General features: G+C 52.2%; 11 protein-coding genes. 4 read left to right on the top strand and 7 right to left on the bottom strand.

Translation table 11 applies throughout. The features are described from left to right. Positions 1-128: 128 nt before the first annotated feature. Positions 129-1,679 (bottom strand): multicopper oxidase CueO, encoded by a 1,551-nt coding sequence (cueO, locus tag QUE74_RS00645; protein WP_001189574.1) that lies wholly within the window; start codon positions 1,677-1,679, stop codon positions 129-131. A 165-nt stretch (positions 1,680-1,844) separates the two neighbouring features. Here cueO and QUE74_RS00640 point away from each other — a divergent pair, with 165 nt between their 5' ends. From QUE74_RS00640 to speD, 3 genes are all read left to right on the top strand, one after another. Continuing rightward, positions 1,845-2,192 (top strand): YacC family pilotin-like protein, encoded by a 348-nt coding sequence (locus QUE74_RS00640; protein WP_001295568.1) that lies wholly within the window; start codon positions 1,845-1,847, stop codon positions 2,190-2,192. A 105-nt stretch (positions 2,193-2,297) separates the two neighbouring features. Continuing rightward, positions 2,298-3,164 (top strand): polyamine aminopropyltransferase, encoded by an 867-nt coding sequence (gene speE / locus QUE74_RS00635; RefSeq protein WP_000818397.1) that lies wholly within the window; start codon positions 2,298-2,300, stop codon positions 3,162-3,164. A gap of 15 nt (positions 3,165-3,179) precedes the next feature. Next, positions 3,180-3,974 (top strand): adenosylmethionine decarboxylase, encoded by a 795-nt coding sequence (gene speD / locus QUE74_RS00630; protein ID WP_000734290.1) that lies wholly within the window; start codon positions 3,180-3,182, stop codon positions 3,972-3,974. A 37-nt stretch (positions 3,975-4,011) separates the two neighbouring features. On the opposite strand, the gene yacL is transcribed toward speD, so the two are convergent. Continuing rightward, positions 4,012-4,374, bottom strand: a complete 363-nt coding sequence (gene yacL / locus QUE74_RS00625) for a protein YacL (RefSeq protein WP_001353457.1) — start codon at positions 4,372-4,374, stop codon at positions 4,012-4,014. A gap of 174 nt (positions 4,375-4,548) precedes the next feature. Next, a complete protein-coding gene (gene acnB / locus QUE74_RS00620) occupies positions 4,549-7,146 on the bottom strand; it encodes a bifunctional aconitate hydratase 2/2-methylisocitrate dehydratase (protein ID WP_001355211.1) in 2,598 nt (865 codons plus the stop codon). A gap of 354 nt (positions 7,147-7,500) precedes the next feature. Here acnB and QUE74_RS00615 point away from each other — a divergent pair, with 354 nt between their 5' ends. Then, positions 7,501-9,255: a DUF3300 domain-containing protein gene (locus QUE74_RS00615; RefSeq protein WP_000784402.1), complete on the top strand. Its 1,755-nt coding sequence runs from the start codon at positions 7,501-7,503 to the stop codon at positions 9,253-9,255. Positions 9,256-9,324: 69 nt separating this feature from the next. On the opposite strand, the gene lpdA is transcribed toward QUE74_RS00615, so the two are convergent. From lpdA to pdhR, 4 genes are all read right to left on the bottom strand, one after another. Continuing rightward, positions 9,325-10,749, bottom strand: coding sequence for a dihydrolipoyl dehydrogenase (gene lpdA / locus QUE74_RS00610; RefSeq protein ID WP_000102485.1), 1,425 nt, complete (start codon positions 10,747-10,749; stop codon positions 9,325-9,327). A 324-nt stretch (positions 10,750-11,073) separates the two neighbouring features. After that, positions 11,074-12,966, bottom strand: coding sequence for a pyruvate dehydrogenase complex dihydrolipoyllysine-residue acetyltransferase (aceF, locus tag QUE74_RS00605; RefSeq protein WP_000963545.1), 1,893 nt, complete (start codon positions 12,964-12,966; stop codon positions 11,074-11,076). 14 nt (positions 12,967-12,980) lie between these two features. Then, a complete protein-coding gene (gene aceE / locus QUE74_RS00600; RefSeq protein ID WP_000003821.1) occupies positions 12,981-15,644 on the bottom strand; it encodes a pyruvate dehydrogenase (acetyl-transferring), homodimeric type in 2,664 nt (887 codons plus the stop codon). 160 nt (positions 15,645-15,804) lie between these two features. Next, positions 15,805-16,569, bottom strand: a complete 765-nt coding sequence (gene pdhR / locus QUE74_RS00595; RefSeq protein WP_000331776.1) for a pyruvate dehydrogenase complex transcriptional repressor PdhR — start codon at positions 16,567-16,569, stop codon at positions 15,805-15,807. Positions 16,570-17,036: the final 467 nt, after the last annotated feature.

The following is a 17,036-nucleotide window of genomic DNA, read 5'->3' as shown; positions in this document are numbered from 1 at the left end:
AAAACTCGCAAATTCAATAAATTGCAGAGTTCACGTAGGCCTGATAAGCGTAGCGCATCAGGCAGTTTTGCGTTTGTCAGCAGAATAATGCCCGGAGAGATCCGGGCATATTTCCGAATACGGTCTTTTTATACCGTAAACCCTAACATCATCCCCGTATCTTCATGCTCCAGCAGATGGCAGTGCGCCATATATGCATGTTCTTTCGGTGCGTCGTGATTAAACTTCACCAGGACTTCGCTGACATTACCTTCTACCTTAACAGTATCTTTCCAGCCTGCGCGATGCGTCGCTGGCGGTTTGCCATTTTCTGACAAGATACGGAACTGCGTACCGTGGATATGGAACGGATGCAGCATCATGTCGCCCACGCCAGAGATAACCCAACGCTCGTACTGCCCTTTTGCTGCCGCAAACATCGGCTTATTCATATCAAACGCCTGACCGTTGATTTTATTGGCATGGTGGAAATCGAACTTCCCGCCGTGGTTCATATGATTCATATTGCCGTGCCCCATATGGCCCATCATCTGGCTGTGATCCATCCCGGCCATCGCCTGATCGCCATATTTCTCCATCAGCATCTGCATCCCCATCATATCGAGCATCGGGTCCATAGAGAGTTGCAGCTTGCGTACCGTCAGCCCTTCCAGCGAAGGTAATGCTGGCAGGCTACTTAACGCGTCAGGTAAGGCACCTGAAGCACTAATGGAAATCGGCTGGATCCGCATTACCGGATGCGGCTTGTCAAACGGTGCAATTGCCATTCCCATCTGGCTGACCGGTAGCGTCACCAGATCAAAGGGTTTGTTGTCGTTAACCTCCACCAGCACTTCGAAACGCTCGCCCATCAGCACCGGCAGCTCGCTCACCTTCACTGGTTCAGGTAGCAGACCACCGTCGCTGGCAATCACATACAGCGGGCGATTGTCACTGGTAGCGAAATTGAGCGAGCGGGCGTTACAGCCATTGAGCAAACGCAGGCGCAGCCAGCCGCGCGGGGCGGCGTGTTGCGGGTAGATAGCACCATTGGTCAGCAGCGTATCGCCAAACCAACCCACGGCAGCGGTCATCACATCCAGTTGATAATCAATCTGCCCGTCAGCGTTAAATTTTTTATCCTGCACGATCACCGGGACATCATCGATACCCCACTGTTTTGGCAGCATTAATTTTAGAATCTCGTCATCTTCAATCACTACCAGCCCCGCCAGCCCCATCGCCACCTGTCGCCCGGTTTTGCCATGTTGATGCGGATGGAACCAGCAGGTAGCGGCAGGTTGATCAACGTTCAACGTCACCGTACGCTTGCCACCTGGCGGAATAATTCCCTGCGGGCCGCCGTCGACTTCACCCGGTACTTCCAGCCCGTGCCAGTGCAACGTCGTTTCTTCCGTCAGTTGGTTATAGATATCAACCGTTACCGCTTTGCCGCGCTGTAATTTCACCGCCGGCCCCAGCAGATTGCCGTTATAGCCCCAGGTAGTTGCAGTTTTCTCGCCAAAGGTGGACTGACCTGCGCCAATAGTTAACTGAATGCGATTACGGGCATCGGTCGTGAGCAAATCAGGGATCGGTAACGTTGGGCGTTCCGCCGCAAATACTGCGCGGCTCCACAGCGGCAAGGCTGAAGCTACGCCCAGCGCAATGGAATATTTCAAGAAATCACGACGTTGCATAGTTATTTCCTTATTCTTAAGCAGGCGAAACAAAATCAAACGTTGAGCATAGTCCTTCCCCTTACGGGAAGGTCAAGCCGCAGACACAATTTAATCAACAATAATGGTCGTCGCCTCGCTCGCAGTGTGCTAACGTTTATCTTCTTTAAGCCCCTGGTAGAAGCAATGAAGACGTTTTTCAGAACAGTGTTATTCGGCAGCTTGATGGCCGTCTGCGCAAACAGTTACGCGCTCAGCGAGTCTGAAGCCGAAGATATGGCCGATTTAACGGCAGTTTTTGTCTTTCTGAAGAACGATTGTGGTTACCAGAACTTACCAAACGGGCAGATTCGTCGCGCACTGGTCTTTTTCGCCCAGCAAAACCAGTGGGATCTCAGCAACTACGATACCTTCGACATGAAAGCCCTCGGTGAAGACAGCTACCGCGATCTCAGCGGCATCGGCATTCCCGTCGCTAAAAAATGCAAAGCCCTGGCTCGCGATTCCTTAAGCCTGCTTGCCTACGTCAAATAATCCCTGATACCTTTTTGTAGAAATATTGACCGTGCATCCGCGGTCAATGTTAGCTATTATGTTGCGCCCTTTTTTTACGGGTGTTAACAAAGGAGGTATCAACCCATGGCCGAAAAAAAACAGTGGCATGAAACGCTACACGACCAGTTTGGGCAGTACTTTGCTGTAGATAACGTTCTGTATCATGAAAAGACCGCTCACCAGGATCTGATCATTTTTGAGAACGCCGCATTTGGTCGCGTAATGGCGCTGGATGGCGTAGTACAAACCACCGAGCGCGACGAGTTTATCTATCATGAGATGATGACCCACGTTCCGCTATTAGCCCACGGTCACGCGAAACATGTGCTGATTATCGGCGGCGGCGACGGTGCCATGCTGCGTGAAGTGACCCGACATAAAAACGTTGCGTCAATCACGATGGTGGAAATCGATGCGGGTGTCGTATCGTTCTGCCGTCAGTATCTGCCCAACCATAACGCCGGTAGCTACGACGATCCGCGCTTTAAACTGGTAATCGACGATGGCGTCAATTTCGTTAATCAAACCAGCCAGACCTTTGATGTTATTATCTCCGACTGCACCGATCCTATCGGTCCCGGCGAGAGTCTGTTCACCTCAGCATTTTATGAAGGCTGCAAACGTTGCCTGAATCCTGGCGGTATCTTCGTCGCACAAAACGGCGTCTGCTTTTTACAGCAGGAAGAGGCTATCGACAGCTATCGTAAACTCAGCCATTACTTCAGCGATGTTGGCTTTTATCAGGCGGCAATCCCGACCTATTACGGCGGCATCATGACCTTTGCATGGGCGACAGATAACGACGCCTTACGCCATCTCTCAAGCGAAATTATTCAGGCGCGTTTTCTCGCTTCTGGCCTGAAATGCCGTTATTACAATCCGGCAGTCCATACGGCAGCTTTTGCCTTACCTCAGTATCTGCAAGACGCACTGGCCTCACAGCCGTCCTAAGGAGAAGATAAGAAATTGAAAAAACTGAAACTGCATGGCTTTAATAATCTGACCAAAAGTCTGAGTTTTTGTATTTACGATATCTGCTATGCCAAAACAGCCGAAGAGCGCGACGGTTATATCGCTTATATCGATGAACTCTATAATGCCAATCGTCTGACCGAAATCCTGTCAGAAACCTGTTCCATTATCGGGGCCAATATTCTTAACATTGCCCGCCAGGATTACGAACCACAGGGTGCCAGCGTCACTATTCTGGTGAGTGAAGAACCGGTCGACCCGAAACTTATCGACAAAACAGAACACCCCGGCCCACTGCCAGAAACGGTCGTTGCCCATCTCGATAAAAGTCATATTTGCGTACATACCTACCCGGAAAGCCATCCTGAAGGTGGTTTATGTACCTTCCGCGCCGATATTGAAGTCTCGACCTGCGGCGTGATTTCTCCGCTGAAGGCGCTGAATTACCTGATCCACCAGCTTGAGTCCGATATCGTAACCATTGATTATCGCGTGCGCGGTTTTACCCGCGACATTAACGGTATGAAGCACTTTATCGACCATGAGATTAATTCGATTCAGAACTTTATGTCCGAGGATATGAAGGCGCTGTATGACATGGTGGATGTGAACGTCTATCAGGAAAATATCTTCCATACAAAAATGTTGCTTAAAGAGTTCGACCTTAAGCACTACATGTTCCACACTAAACCGGAAGATTTAACCGACAGCGAGCGCCAGGAAATTACCGCTGCGCTGTGGAAAGAAATGCGCGAGATTTATTACGGGCGCAATATGCCAGCTGTTTAACGGCTCTGGCGGAGCTCGCAGGCTCCGCCAGATTTATCTACTTCTGCTGCACAAAATCGCGATAAGCCGCCACTACCTGCAAGAAGTCCTCAACGCCGCACAGCGACAGGCTTTCCTCGTCGTAGTAGTTCATTCCCTCTTCCATTTCATCGCCAGCGAATTCCAGTTGATTGGCGCGAACCATTACCTCTTCACCGTCCATCCACAGGGTGTATTCATGCCCTGCCCGCTGCCAGGAACGTTCGCTGCCTTTGAGCGTGCGCGCGGCGTCTTCCACTTCATCAAGCAAGGCCAGGTTTTCTTTTACCTCTTCATTAAACCAGTGCCCGACCACCTCATGCCCCATGGACATGCGCACCTTTACCACTCCGGTTACATCGCGCAGAAATTCATAATCCATAGTGTGTTCCTCTGCTCCCGGCAATGCGCCGAAATCGCATTGCGCCATTGATTTAATTATCGCAGCCTTATCGGAGAAAAACAGCGGAACGGCGATGGTTTAGAAATAAAAAATGCCCGGGAATCTCATTCACCGGGCATTGTCTCGTTTATGCGCAGCGGGTGCGCTTACTTATTAAACCGCAGTCTGGAAAATCACCCCATCTGCTTTTTCGGTGTACTGAGAAAGCTGGTTGAAGTTCAGATAACGGTAAGTATCAACGGCTGTTTTATCTACCTGCGCCACGTAGGTCTGGTACTCTTCCGGCGTCGGCAGTTTGCCAATCAGCGCCGCAACAGCAGCCAGTTCCGCAGAAGCCAGGAAGACGTTCGCGCCAGTCCCCAGACGGTTCGGGAAGTTACGGGTAGAGGTGGAAACCACCGTCGCACCGTCTGCTACACGCGCCTGGTTACCCATACACAGGGAACAGCCAGGGATCTCGATACGCGCACCACTCTTACCGAAGACGCTGTAGTAGCCTTCTTCGGTCAACTGCGCGGCGTCCATACGCGTTGGCGGAGCCACCCACAGACGGGTCGGCAGCTGACCTTTATGCGCATCCAGCAGTTTACCGGCGGCACGGAAGTGACCGATGTTGGTCATGCAAGAACCGATAAACACTTCGTCGATCTTCTCGCCCTGTACCGCAGACAGCGGACGTGCGTCGTCCGGGTCGTTCGGTGCACAGAGGATTGGCTCTTTGATATCAGCCAGATCGATGTCGATTACTGCTGCGTATTCTGCATCAGCATCGGCTTCCAGCAGCTCAGGATTCGCCAGCCATTTTTCCATGCCCTGAATACGGCGTTCCAGGGTACGACGATCGCCGTAACCTTCCGCGATCATCCACTTCAGCAGGACGATGTTAGAGTTCAGGTATTCAATGATCGGCTCTTTGTTCAGCTTGATGGTACAACCGGCAGCAGAACGCTCGGCGGACGCATCGGTCAGCTCAAAGGCCTGCTCAACTTTCAGATCCGGCAGACCTTCAATTTCCAGAATGCGACCAGAGAAGATGTTTTTCTTGCCTTTCTTCTCAACAGTCAGCAGACCTTGTTTGATCGCATACAGCGGAATGGCGTGTACCAGATCGCGCAGGGTGATGCCCGGCTGCATTTTGCCTTTGAAGCGAACCAGAACGGATTCCGGCATATCCAGCGGCATTACGCCTGTTGCAGCTGCAAATGCCACCAGACCAGAGCCCGCCGGGAAAGAGATACCGATCGGGAAACGGGTATGGGAGTCACCGCCAGTACCGACGGTATCCGGCAGCAGCATACGGTTCAGCCAGGAGTGGATTACGCCATCACCCGGACGCAGCGACACACCGCCACGGTTCATGATAAAGTCCGGCAGCGTGTGGTGCGTGTTCACGTCAACTGGTTTCGGATACGCCGCGGTGTGGCAGAAAGACTGCATCACCAGATCAGCCGAGAAGCCCAGGCACGCCAGGTCTTTCAGTTCATCACGGGTCATCGGGCCGGTGGTGTCCTGAGAACCGACAGAGGTCATTTTCGGTTCGCAGTACGCACCCGGACGAATGCCTTTCACGCCGCAGGCACGACCGACCATTTTCTGCGCCAGCGAGAAGCCGCGATCGCTCTCAGCGACATCTTTCGCCTGACGGAACACATCGCTGTGTGGCAGGCCGAGTGCTTCACGCGCTTTGGTGGTCAGGCCACGCCCGATAATCAGCGGAATACGACCGCCAGCACGCACTTCATCAATCAGCACGTCGGTTTTCAGTTCGAAGGTTGCCAGCAGTTCGCCGGTTTCGTGGTTACGCACTTCACCTTTGTACGGGTAAACGTCAATCACGTCGCCCATGTTCAGGTTAGAGACGTCGACTTCGATTGGCAATGCACCCGCGTCTTCCATCGTGTTAAAGAAGATTGGTGCAATTTTACCACCGAGGCACAAACCACCGCCGCGTTTGTTCGGTACATGAGGAATATCTTCACCCATAAACCACAGCACGGAGTTAGTCGCAGATTTACGCGAGGAACCGGTACCCACAACGTCACCCACATAGGCCAGCGGGAAACCTTTCTGTTGCAGAGCTTCGATTTGCTTGATCGGACCAACAACACCCGGCTGATCTGGCTCGATGCCTTCACGCGCGTTTTTCAGCATCGCCAGCGCGTGCAGTGGGATATCCGGGCGCGACCACGCATCCGGTGCCGGAGAAAGGTCATCGGTGTTGGTTTCGCCAGTTACTTTGAAGACGGTAACGGTCAGTTTTTCAGCCAGCGCCGGGCGATTCAGGAACCATTCGGCATCCGCCCAGGACTGCATTACCTGCTTCGCATATTCGTTACCTGCTTTCGCTTTCTCTTCTACGTCATAGAAGTTATCGAACATCAGCAGCGTGTGAGAAAGTGCTTTGGCAGCGATCGGTGCCAGTTTGGCATCATCCAGCGCGTCGATCAGCGGATGAATATTATAACCACCCTGCATGGTGCCCAGCAGTTCGATGGCTTTTTCCGGAGTCAGCAGTGGGGATTTAGCTTCGCCTTTGGCGACAGCAGCCAGGAAGCCTGCTTTGACATAGGCGGCTTCATCGACGCCAGGGGGAACACGGTTGGTTAACAGATCTAACAGGAATTCTTCTTCGCCCGCGGGCGGGTTTTTCAGCAGCTCTACAAGTGCGGCCATTTGGTTTGCATCCAGGGGTTTGGGCGCAATCCCCTCAGCGGCACGCTCAGCTACGTGCTTACGGTATTCTTCTAGCACGACGGTTCTCCTCGCTCTCATTGTCATAGTGCGGCAGGCGATTCTCTTCACGCTCCTGTGAGACAGCAGTTTGTAGGGTAAATGCCCAGTACCGCAACGGGCAGAATAGCAGGATTTTGACGATGTGTTAATCTGTTTACAAAAAAGCAACATAAAAAAGTGGCTGAATCGTTAAGGATGGTCTAGAGATTGTTTCCCTCCGTAAAAACTTCGTTAATTCGCATGGTGATAATCACCTTTCTCAACGAATCCCAAGATTAGTCAAAATTTAAACTACCGCCTCTTTATACTCGGATTCACAGCACCTGCGGGTGGCAGTTCGCCGACCATTGCGATTTCCTTGAGATCCGAATTATGAAAATGACTTTGCCGTTTAAACCCCATGTGCTGGCGCTAATTTGCAGTGCCGGGCTTTGTGCCGCCTCTGCAGGGCTATATATAAAAAGCCGCACAGTGGAAGCGCCTGTGGAAGCGCAATCGACACAACTGGCTGCGCCTGACATCACCGCAGTTACGCTTCCTGCAACGGTTTCCGCACCGCCCGTAACGCCCGCCGTCGTTAAAACCGCATTCAGCACTGCGCAAATAGATCAATGGGTTGCACCTGTCGCGCTGTACCCCGACTCTTTGCTTTCACAAGTGTTAATGGCATCAACCTATCCGGCAAACGTTGCGCAAGCAGTGCAATGGTCGCACGATAATCCACTTAAACAAGGCGATGCTGCTATTCAGGCGGTATCTGACCAGCCGTGGGACGCCAGCGTCAAATCGCTGGTGGCTTTTCCGCAATTGATGGCGTTAATGGGCGAAAACCCGCAATGGGTGCAAAACCTGGGCGATGCTTTTCTGGCGCAGCCGCAGGACGTGATGGACTCGGTACAGCGGTTGCGGCAACTGGCGCAACAAACCGGCTCGCTGAAGTCATCAACCGAACAGAAAGTTATTACCACAACGAAGAAAGCTATACCGGTAAAACAGACAGTCACGGCTCCCGTCATACCATCCAATACCGTTACAACTGCCAACCCTGTCATTACAGAGCCTGCAACAACCGTCATTTCCATTGAGCCCGCCAACCCTGATGTGGTCTATATTCCCAACTACAACCCAACCGTGGTTTACGGGAACTGGGCCAATACTGCGTATCCGCCGGTTTATCTGCCACCACCAGCCGGAGAACCGTTTGTTGACAGCTTTGTGCGCGGATTCGGCTATAGCATGGGCGTTGCTACTACATACGCACTATTCAGCAGCATCGACTGGGATGACGACGATCATGACCATCATCATGACGATGATGATTATCACCACCACGATGGCGGTCATCGTGACGGTAATGGCTGGCAACACAACGGCGACAACATCAATATCAACGTCAACAATTTCAACCGTATCACCGGTGAGCATCTTACTGATAAGAATATGGCATGGCGGCACAATCCAAACTACCGTAATGGTGTGCCCTATCATGATCAGGATATGGCAAAGCGGTTTCACCAAACCGATGTCAACGGCGGCATGAGCGCCACGCAGTTACCTGCTCCAACACGCGACAGCCAGCGTCAGGCGGCAGCAAGTCAGTTTCAGCAACGAACACACGCCACACCCGTCATTACGCGAGATACCCAACGTCAGGCAGCGGCACAGCGGTTTAATGAAGCTGAACACTATGGGAGCTATGACGACTTCCGCGACTTCAGCCGTCGCCAACCACTGACCCAGCAACAAAAGGACGCCGCTCGTCAGCGTTATCAGTCGGCCTCTCCTGAGCAGCGCCAGGCAGTCCGCGAGAGAATGCAGACTAACCCACAGAACCAGCAGCGAAGAGAGGCAGCGCGTGAGCGTATTCAGTCTGCCTCGCCTGAGCAGCGCCAGGTATTTAAGGAAAAAGTACAGCAGCGCCCACAGAACCAACAGCAACGTGATAACGCCCGCCAGCGTGTTCAATCAGCATCACCTGAACAACGTCAGGTTTTTCGGGAGAAAGTTCAGGAGAGCCGCCCACAACGTCTAAACGACAGTAACCATACTGCCAGGCTGAATAACGAGCAACGGTCAGCAGTACGCGAACGGCTGTCTGAGCGTGGAGCAAGAAGACTGGAAAGGTAAATTGCAGACGTAAAAAAGCGGCGTGGTTAGCCGCTTTTTTAATTGCCGGATGTTCCGGCAAACGAAAAATTACTTCTTCTTCGCTTTCGGGTTCGGCAGGTCGGTGATGCTACCTTCGAACACTTCTGCCGCCAGGCCCACAGACTCGTGCAGAGTCGGGTGCGCGTGGATGGTCAGTGCGATGTCTTCGGCATCACAACCCATTTCGATTGCCAGACCGATTTCACCCAGCAGCTCGCCGCCGTTAGTACCGACAATCGCACCACCGATCACACGGTGAGATTCTTTGTCGAAAATCAGCTTGGTCATACCATCTGCGCAGTCAGAAGCGATAGCTCGACCAGAAGCAGCCCACGGGAAGGTGGCGGTTTCGTAGCTGATGCCTTTCTCTTTCGCTTCTTTCTCAGTCAGACCCACCCATGCAACTTCTGGTTCGGTATAGGCGATAGACGGGATAACTTTCGGATCGAAGTAGTGTTTCTTACCGGCAATAACTTCAGCGGCAACGTGACCTTCGTGAACACCTTTGTGTGCCAGCATCGGCTGACCGACGATATCGCCGATAGCAAAGATGTGCGGTACGTTGGTACGCAGCTGTTTATCAACGCGGATGAAACCACGGTCGTCCACTTCCACGCCTGCTTTGCCTGCGTCGAGGTTTTTACCGTTCGGCACACGACCAATCGCTACCAGTACGGCGTCGTAACGCTGCGGTTCAGCCGGTGCTTTTTTACCTTCCATCGTCACATAGATACCGTCTTCTTTCGCTTCAACGGCGGTAACTTTGGTTTCCAGCATCAGGTTGAATTTCTTGCTAATACGCTTGGTGAAGACTTTAACGATGTCTTTGTCAGCTGCCGGGATAACCTGATCGAACATTTCAACCACGTCAATCTGTGAACCCAGCGCGTGGTATACGGTCCCCATTTCCAGACCGATGATACCACCACCCATTACCAGCAGGCGTTCTGGTACTTCTTTCAGTTCCAGCGCATCTGTGGAGTCCCAAATACGCGGATCTTCATGCGGAATAAACGGCAGTTGGATCGGGCGAGAACCCGCTGCAATGATCGCGTTGTCGAAGTTGATCACGGTTTTGCCGTTCTCACCTTCCACTTCCAGGGTGTTAGCCCCGGTGAATTTACCCAGACCGTTGACCACTTTGACTTTGCGGCCTTTCGCCATACCAGCCAGACCACCGGTCAGCTGATTGATCACTTTCTCTTTCCAGGTACGAATCTTGTCGATATCGGTTTTCGGTTCGCCGAAGACGATACCGTGTTCAGCCAGCGCTTTGGCTTCTTCGATAACTTTTGCTACGTGCAGCAGTGCTTTAGAAGGGATACAGCCGACGTTCAGGCAAACACCGCCGAGGGTGTTGTAGCGTTCTACGATTACGGTTTCCAGACCTAAATCAGCGCAACGGAAGGCAGCGGAGTAACCTGCGGGGCCTGCCCCAAGTACCACGACCTGAGTTTTGATTTCAGTACTCATCATGACCTCTATATATTTATCTCCGGCGGTCATACCCGTCGTCTTTCAGGCCGCAGCGGCGTTAGCTTCACGCCCTCACCCCAGTCACTTACTTATGTAAGCTCCTGGGGATTCTGGCGCTTGCTACCTTGCTGCACCCAGAAATCCATAGGGTATGTGAAGTAATACCCTAACCACCACCGGGTCGTTCTATCCGTCGGTATTTTACAAAATTGTTAACAATTTTTAAACAACAAACGGCAACCGATTTGTCTATTCGCTAATAACCTCAATACATTCATGAGATTACCAGAAAAAAGCCGGCCGTTGGGCCGGCTCTTTTACTTACATCACCAGACGGCGAATGTCAGACAGCGTGTTGTTAATGATGGTAATGAAACGGGCACCATCAGCACCGTCGATCACGCGGTGGTCGAAGGAGAGAGAAATCGGCAGCATCAGACGCGGCACGAACTCTTTACCATTCCACACCGGCTCCATCGCGGACTTGGAAACGCCTAGGATAGCCACTTCCGGCGCGTTCACAATCGGCGCGAAGTGGGTAGTACCCAGGCCGCCGATGCTGGAGATGGTGAAGCAACCGCCCTGCATTTCGCCCGCAGTCAGCTTACCGTCACGCGCTTTCTTAGAAATAGTCATCAGCTCGCGAGACAGCTCGATGATGCCTTTCTTGTTGACGTCTTTGAATACCGGAACAACCAGGCCGTTCGGGGTATCCACCGCCACACCGATGTTGATGTATTTCTTCAGGGTCAGACGCTGACCGTCTTCCGACAGAGAACTGTTGAAGCGAGGCATCTGCTCAAGTGCCGCAGCAACGGCTTTCATGATGAAGACAACTGGGGTTATCTTCACATCCAGCTTACGTTTCGCTGCTTCTTCGTTCTGCTGTTTACGGAACGCTTCCAGCTCAGTGATATCGGTTTTGTCGAAGTGAGTAACATGCGGGATCATCACCCAGTTACGGCTCAGGTTCGCACCAGAGATTTTCTGGATGCGGCCCAGTTCCACTTCTTCGATTTCACCAAACTTGCTGAAGTCCACCTTCGGCCACGGCAGCATGCCAGGGATACCGCCGCCAGTTGCCGCCGGAGCCGCTTCTGCACGTTTGATCGCTTCTTTCACGTAAGCCTGAACGTCTTCGCGCAGGATACGACCTTTACGGCCAGTGCCCTTCACTTTCGCCAGGTTAACGCCAAATTCGCGTGCCAGACGGCGGATCAGCGGAGTCGCGTGAACGTAAGCGTCGTTTTCAGCAAACTCAGATTTGCCTTCTGCTTTCGCAGCCGGTGCTGCTGCCGGAGTTTCAGCTTTTGCTGCCGGAGCCGGCGCTGCCGCTTCCTGTTTCGCAGGAGCTGCCGCAGGTGCTGCGCCTTCAACTTCGAAGATCATAATCAGCGAGCCAGTTTTCACTTTGTCGCCAACGTTGACTTTCAGTTCCTTCACGACGCCTGCAAACGGAGCCGGAACTTCCATAGAAGCTTTATCGCCTTCTACGGTGATCAGTGACTGTTCAGCGGCAACTTTGTCGCCCACTTTCACCATCACTTCGGTCACTTCAACTTCGTCACCGCCGATATCCGGAACGTTAACTTCTTTCACGCCAGCCGCTGGTGCAGGGGCCGCTGCCGGAGCCGCTTCCTGTTTAGCCGCCGGAGCTGCCGCGCCTGCTTCACCCGCGACTTCGAAGACCATAATCAGCGAGCCGGTAGACACTTTGTCACCCACGGTCACTTTGATCTCTTTCACGGTGCCTGCAAACGGAGCCGGAACTTCCATAGAAGCCTTGTCGCCTTCTACGGTGATCAGCGACTGTTCAGCTTCAACTTTGTCGCCCACTTTCACCAGGATTTCGGTCACTTCGACTTCATCGCTGCCGATATCCGGAACATTTACGTCTTTTGCCGCCGCAGCCGCGGGTGCTGCTGCCGGAGCTGCTTCTTTCTTCTCTTCTGCCTGAGCAGGTGCAGCGTCAGCTGCACCGTCGGCGGAATCGAAAATCATAATCAGTGCGCCGGTCTGGGTTTTATCGCCAACAGAGACTTTGATCTCTTTAACGATACCCGCCTGCGGAGACGGTACTTCCATAGAGGCTTTGTCGCCTTCTACGGTGATCAGCGACTGTTCGGCTTCAACTTTGTCGCCCACTTTGACCAGGATCTCGGTGATTTCAACTTCATCAGCCCCGATGTCCGGTACTTTGATTTCGATAGCCATTATTCTTTTACCTCTTACGCCAGACGCGGGTTAACTTTTTCTGCATCGATGTTGAATTTGGCGATTGCGTCAGCAACCACTTTCTTATCGATTTCGCCACGTTTAGCCAGTTCGCCCAGCGCCGCAACCACGACATAAGAAGCATCAACTTCGAAGTGGTGACGCAGGTTCTCACGGCTGTCGGAACGACCGAAGCCATCAGTACCCAGTACGCGGTAGTCGTCAGCCGGTACGTAAGTACGGACTTGCTCAGCGAACAGTTTCATATAGTCGGTAGATGCCACTGCCGGAGCGTCGTTCATCACCTGAGCGATATACGGAACGCGCGGAGTTTCCAGCGGGTGCAGCATGTTCCAGCGCTCACAATCCTGACCATCACGCGCCAGTTCGGTGAAGGATGTCACGCTATATACGTCAGAACCTACGCCGTAATCTTTCGCCAGGATCTCTGCCGCTTCACGGACGTGACGCAGGATAGAACCGGAGCCGAGCAGCTGAACTTTACCTTTGCTACCTTCAATGGTTTCGAGTTTGTAGATACCTTTACGGATACCTTCCTCAGCACCTTCCGGCATTGCCGGCATGTGGTAGTTTTCGTTCAGCGTAGTGATGTAGTAGTAAACGTTCTCTTGTTTCTCACCGTACATACGCTCCAGACCATCATGCATGATGACAGCAACTTCGTAAGCGTAAGCCGGGTCGTAAGAAATACAGTTCGGGATAGTCAGCGACTGAATGTGGCTGTGACCATCTTCGTGCTGCAGACCTTCGCCGTTCAGGGTGGTACGACCGGAAGTACCGCCGATCAGGAAGCCACGTGCCTGCTGGTCGCCAGCAGCCCAGCACAGATCGCCGATACGCTGGAAGCCGAACATCGAGTAATAGATGTAGAACGGAATCATCGGCAGATTGTTGGTGCTGTAAGAGGTCGCCGCTGCCAGCCAGGAGCAACCTGCGCCCAGCTCGTTGATCCCTTCTTGCAGAATCTGACCTTTCTCGTCTTCTTTATAGTAAGCAACCTGCTCGCGGTCCTGCGGGGTGTACTGCTGACCGTTCGGGCTGTAAATACCAATCTGACGGAACAGACCTTCCATACCGAAAGTACGCGCTTCGTCGGCGATGATCGGCACCAGACGATCTTTGATCGACTTGTTCTTCAGCATCACGTTCAGGGCACGAACGAAAGCGATAGTGGTAGAGATCTCTTTGCTCTGCTCTTCCAGCAGCGCGCCGAAGTCTTGCAGGCTCGGCAGCTCCAGCTTCTCGGTGAAGTTCGGCTGGCGGCTTGGCAGATAACCGTGCAATTTCTGACGCTGAGCGTGCAGATAGGTATGCTCTTCAGAACCTTCCGGGAAGGTGATGTACGGCAGTTTTTCGATATCAGCATCAGACACCGGCACATTGAAACGGTCGCGGATATGACGCACGCCGTCCATGTTCATTTTCTTAACCTGGTGCGCGATGTTTTTACCTTCAGCTGCGTCGCCCATGCCGTAACCTTTAATGGTATGAGCAAGGATTACTGTCGCTTTGCCTTTGGTTTCCTGCGCTTTCTTGAATGCAGCGTAGATTTTCTTCGGATCGTGACCACCACGGTTCAGCGCCCAGATCTGCTCATCAGTCCAGTCTGCAACCAGAGCTGCGGTTTCCGGATATTTACCGAAGAAGTGTTCACGAACGTACGCACCATCTTTCGATTTGAAGGTCTGGTAGTCGCCGTCAACAGTTTCGTTCATCAGCTGGATCAGTTTACCGCTGGTATCTTTACGCAGCAGCTCATCCCAACGGCTACCCCACATCACTTTGATCACGTTCCAGCCTGCACCTTCGAAGATGCCTTCCAGTTCGTTGATGATCTTGCCGTTACCGGTGACCGGGCCGTCAAGACGCTGCAGGTTACAGTTGATAACGAAGACCAGGTTATCCAGTTTTTCACGGGTAGCGATGGTGATCGCACCTTTGGATTCTGGTTCGTCCATCTCGCCGTCGCCGAGGAAGGCGTAAACGGTCTGTTTAGAAGTATCTTTCAGGCCACGGTGTTCCAGATATTTCAGGAATTTAGCCTGGTAAATAGCACCAATCGGACCCAGACCCATAGATACGGTCGGGAACTGCCAGAATTCCGGCATCAGTTTCGGGTGCGGATAGGAAGAGAGGCCATTGCCGTGAACTTCCTGACGGAAGTTATCCAGCTGCTCTTGAGTCAGACGACCTTCCAGGAAAGCACGTGCGTAAACGCCCGGGGAGATGTGGCCCTGGAAGTAAACCAGGTCGCCGCCATCCTGCTCGTTGCGCGCACGGAAGAAGTGGTTAAAGCACACATCATAAATGGTTGCGGACGACTGGAAGGACGCCATGTGGCCGCCCAGTTCGAGGTCTTTTTTCGACGCACGCAGAACCGTCATGATGGCGTTCCAGCGGATAGCTGAACGAATACGGCGTTCCAGTTCCAGATTACCCGGATACTCCGGTTGTTCTTCAACGGGGATGGTGTTGATGTAGTTGCTGATACCGGTGCCTGCGGCTACGTTGACACCGCCTTTGCGGGCTTCAGCAAGCAGTTGGTCGATCAGATACTGAGCACGCTCAACACCTTCTTCACGGATGACCGATTCGATCGCCTGGAGCCAGTCGCGAGTTTCGATCGGATCCACGTCATTTGGGAAACGTTCTGACATGGGTTATTCCTTATCTATCTAATAACGTTGAGTTTTCTGGAACCTGTCCCATTGAACTCTCGCAGGAAAGCTCAATAAGACAGGTTCTACGTTTAGTTGCCGCGCTTTTATATGCGCTTGATTTACAACATCTTCTGGATAATTTTTACCAGAAAAATCACTAATTCTTTCGTTGTTCCAGACGACGCAGAGAACGCTCACGGCGGCTCTCTTCACGGCTTCTGTCGAGCAAAATTTCTTCGATAAAGGCCAGATGGCGATGCGATGCTTCGCGCGCTTCTTCCGGCTTACCGGCCATAATCGCTTCGAATATGCGAGTGCGGTGACTACTCACCAGCGGCAGCATCTCGCGACGCGAATAGAGCAATTCGAAGTTCTGACGGACATTCTGAGCCAACATCGGCTCCATACACCTTAGCAGATGAAGCAGAACTACATTGTGGGCTGCTTCGGTGACGGCAATCTGATACTGGAGGACGGCGTTTGATTCCGCGTCCAGATCGCCAGACTGCTGCGCCAGCTCTATGGCGTGGTGGAGTTCACGGATGCGTTCCTTGTCTTCATCGGTACTACGCAGCGCGGCGTAATAGGCGGCGATACCTTCCAGGGCGTGTCGTGTTTCGAGCAAGTCATACTGTGATTCAGGATGGTCGGAGAGCAGCTCCACCAGCGGATCGCTGAAACTTTGCCAGAGGCTGCTCTGAACAAAAGTGCCGCCACCCTGGCGACGAAGCAACAAGCCCTTTGCTTCGAGACGTTGAATCGCCTCACGCAAGGAGGGACGGGAGACGTCGAACTGTTTCGCCAGTTCGCGTTCCGGTGGGAGTTTTTCGCCCGGGCGGAGTGTGCCTTCGAGGATCAAAAACTCCAGTTGCTGCTCAATCACATCGGAGAGTTTTGGTTGGCGGATTTTGCTGTAGGCCATGAGTTCCTGTCTTAAGCCACTTGCCGAAGTCAATTGGTCTTACCAATTTCATGTCTGTGACGCTAAAGTAACAAAGTATTCACCTTATGTCCATACAGGTTTTGATTGAAATCATGAAACTGTGCACATTTTAACAACTTGACATATATAACGTTTCAAAGTTGTAACTATGCACAAATGTAGACTTTACGTAGGAAAGGGATTTTTTAACGATTATTAAACTATAAAAATCCGAATTGAACCGATTCACTTACCAATTTTGTGATTTTTAATTCAATTAAAACGAATTTAAATTCATTCTGCATATTGAGAGGGGTTGAGGCTGAGCTTTACAAACGGTTTCTTTTTAAGCAACTCATCTTCAACCATGCATAAAGCGGGTGCATTCGCTGTCGCATACCATTATTCTTGATCTGACGGAAGTCTTTTTGTAACAATTCAAACTTCTTTGATGTAAACAAATTAAT

This window comes from Escherichia sp. 10290, from assembly GCF_030295155.1.
Taxonomy (GTDB): Bacteria; Pseudomonadota; Gammaproteobacteria; order Enterobacterales; family Enterobacteriaceae; genus Escherichia; species Escherichia coli_F.
The sequence above is the reverse complement of the archived record's forward strand: the minus strand, read 5'-3'. Positions and strand labels throughout refer to the sequence as shown.

Coding starts and splice junctions, on each gene's coding strand:
- QUE74_RS00615 (WP_000784402.1), top strand. CDS start 7,501: ATGAAAATGACTTTGCCGTTTAAACCCCATGTGCTGGCGCTAATTTGC.
- aceE (WP_000003821.1), bottom strand. CDS start 15,644: ATGTCAGAACGTTTCCCAAATGACGTGGATCCGATCGAAACTCGCGAC.
- cueO (WP_001189574.1), bottom strand. CDS start 1,679: ATGCAACGTCGTGATTTCTTGAAATATTCCATTGCGCTGGGCGTAGCT.
- speE (WP_000818397.1), top strand. CDS start 2,298: ATGGCCGAAAAAAAACAGTGGCATGAAACGCTACACGACCAGTTTGGG.
- aceF (WP_000963545.1), bottom strand. CDS start 12,966: ATGGCTATCGAAATCAAAGTACCGGACATCGGGGCTGATGAAGTTGAA.
- lpdA (WP_000102485.1), bottom strand. CDS start 10,749: ATGAGTACTGAAATCAAAACTCAGGTCGTGGTACTTGGGGCAGGCCCC.
- yacL (WP_001353457.1), bottom strand. CDS start 4,374: ATGGATTATGAATTTCTGCGCGATGTAACCGGAGTGGTAAAGGTGCGC.
- QUE74_RS00640 (WP_001295568.1), top strand. CDS start 1,845: ATGAAGACGTTTTTCAGAACAGTGTTATTCGGCAGCTTGATGGCCGTC.
- pdhR (WP_000331776.1), bottom strand. CDS start 16,569: ATGGCCTACAGCAAAATCCGCCAACCAAAACTCTCCGATGTGATTGAG.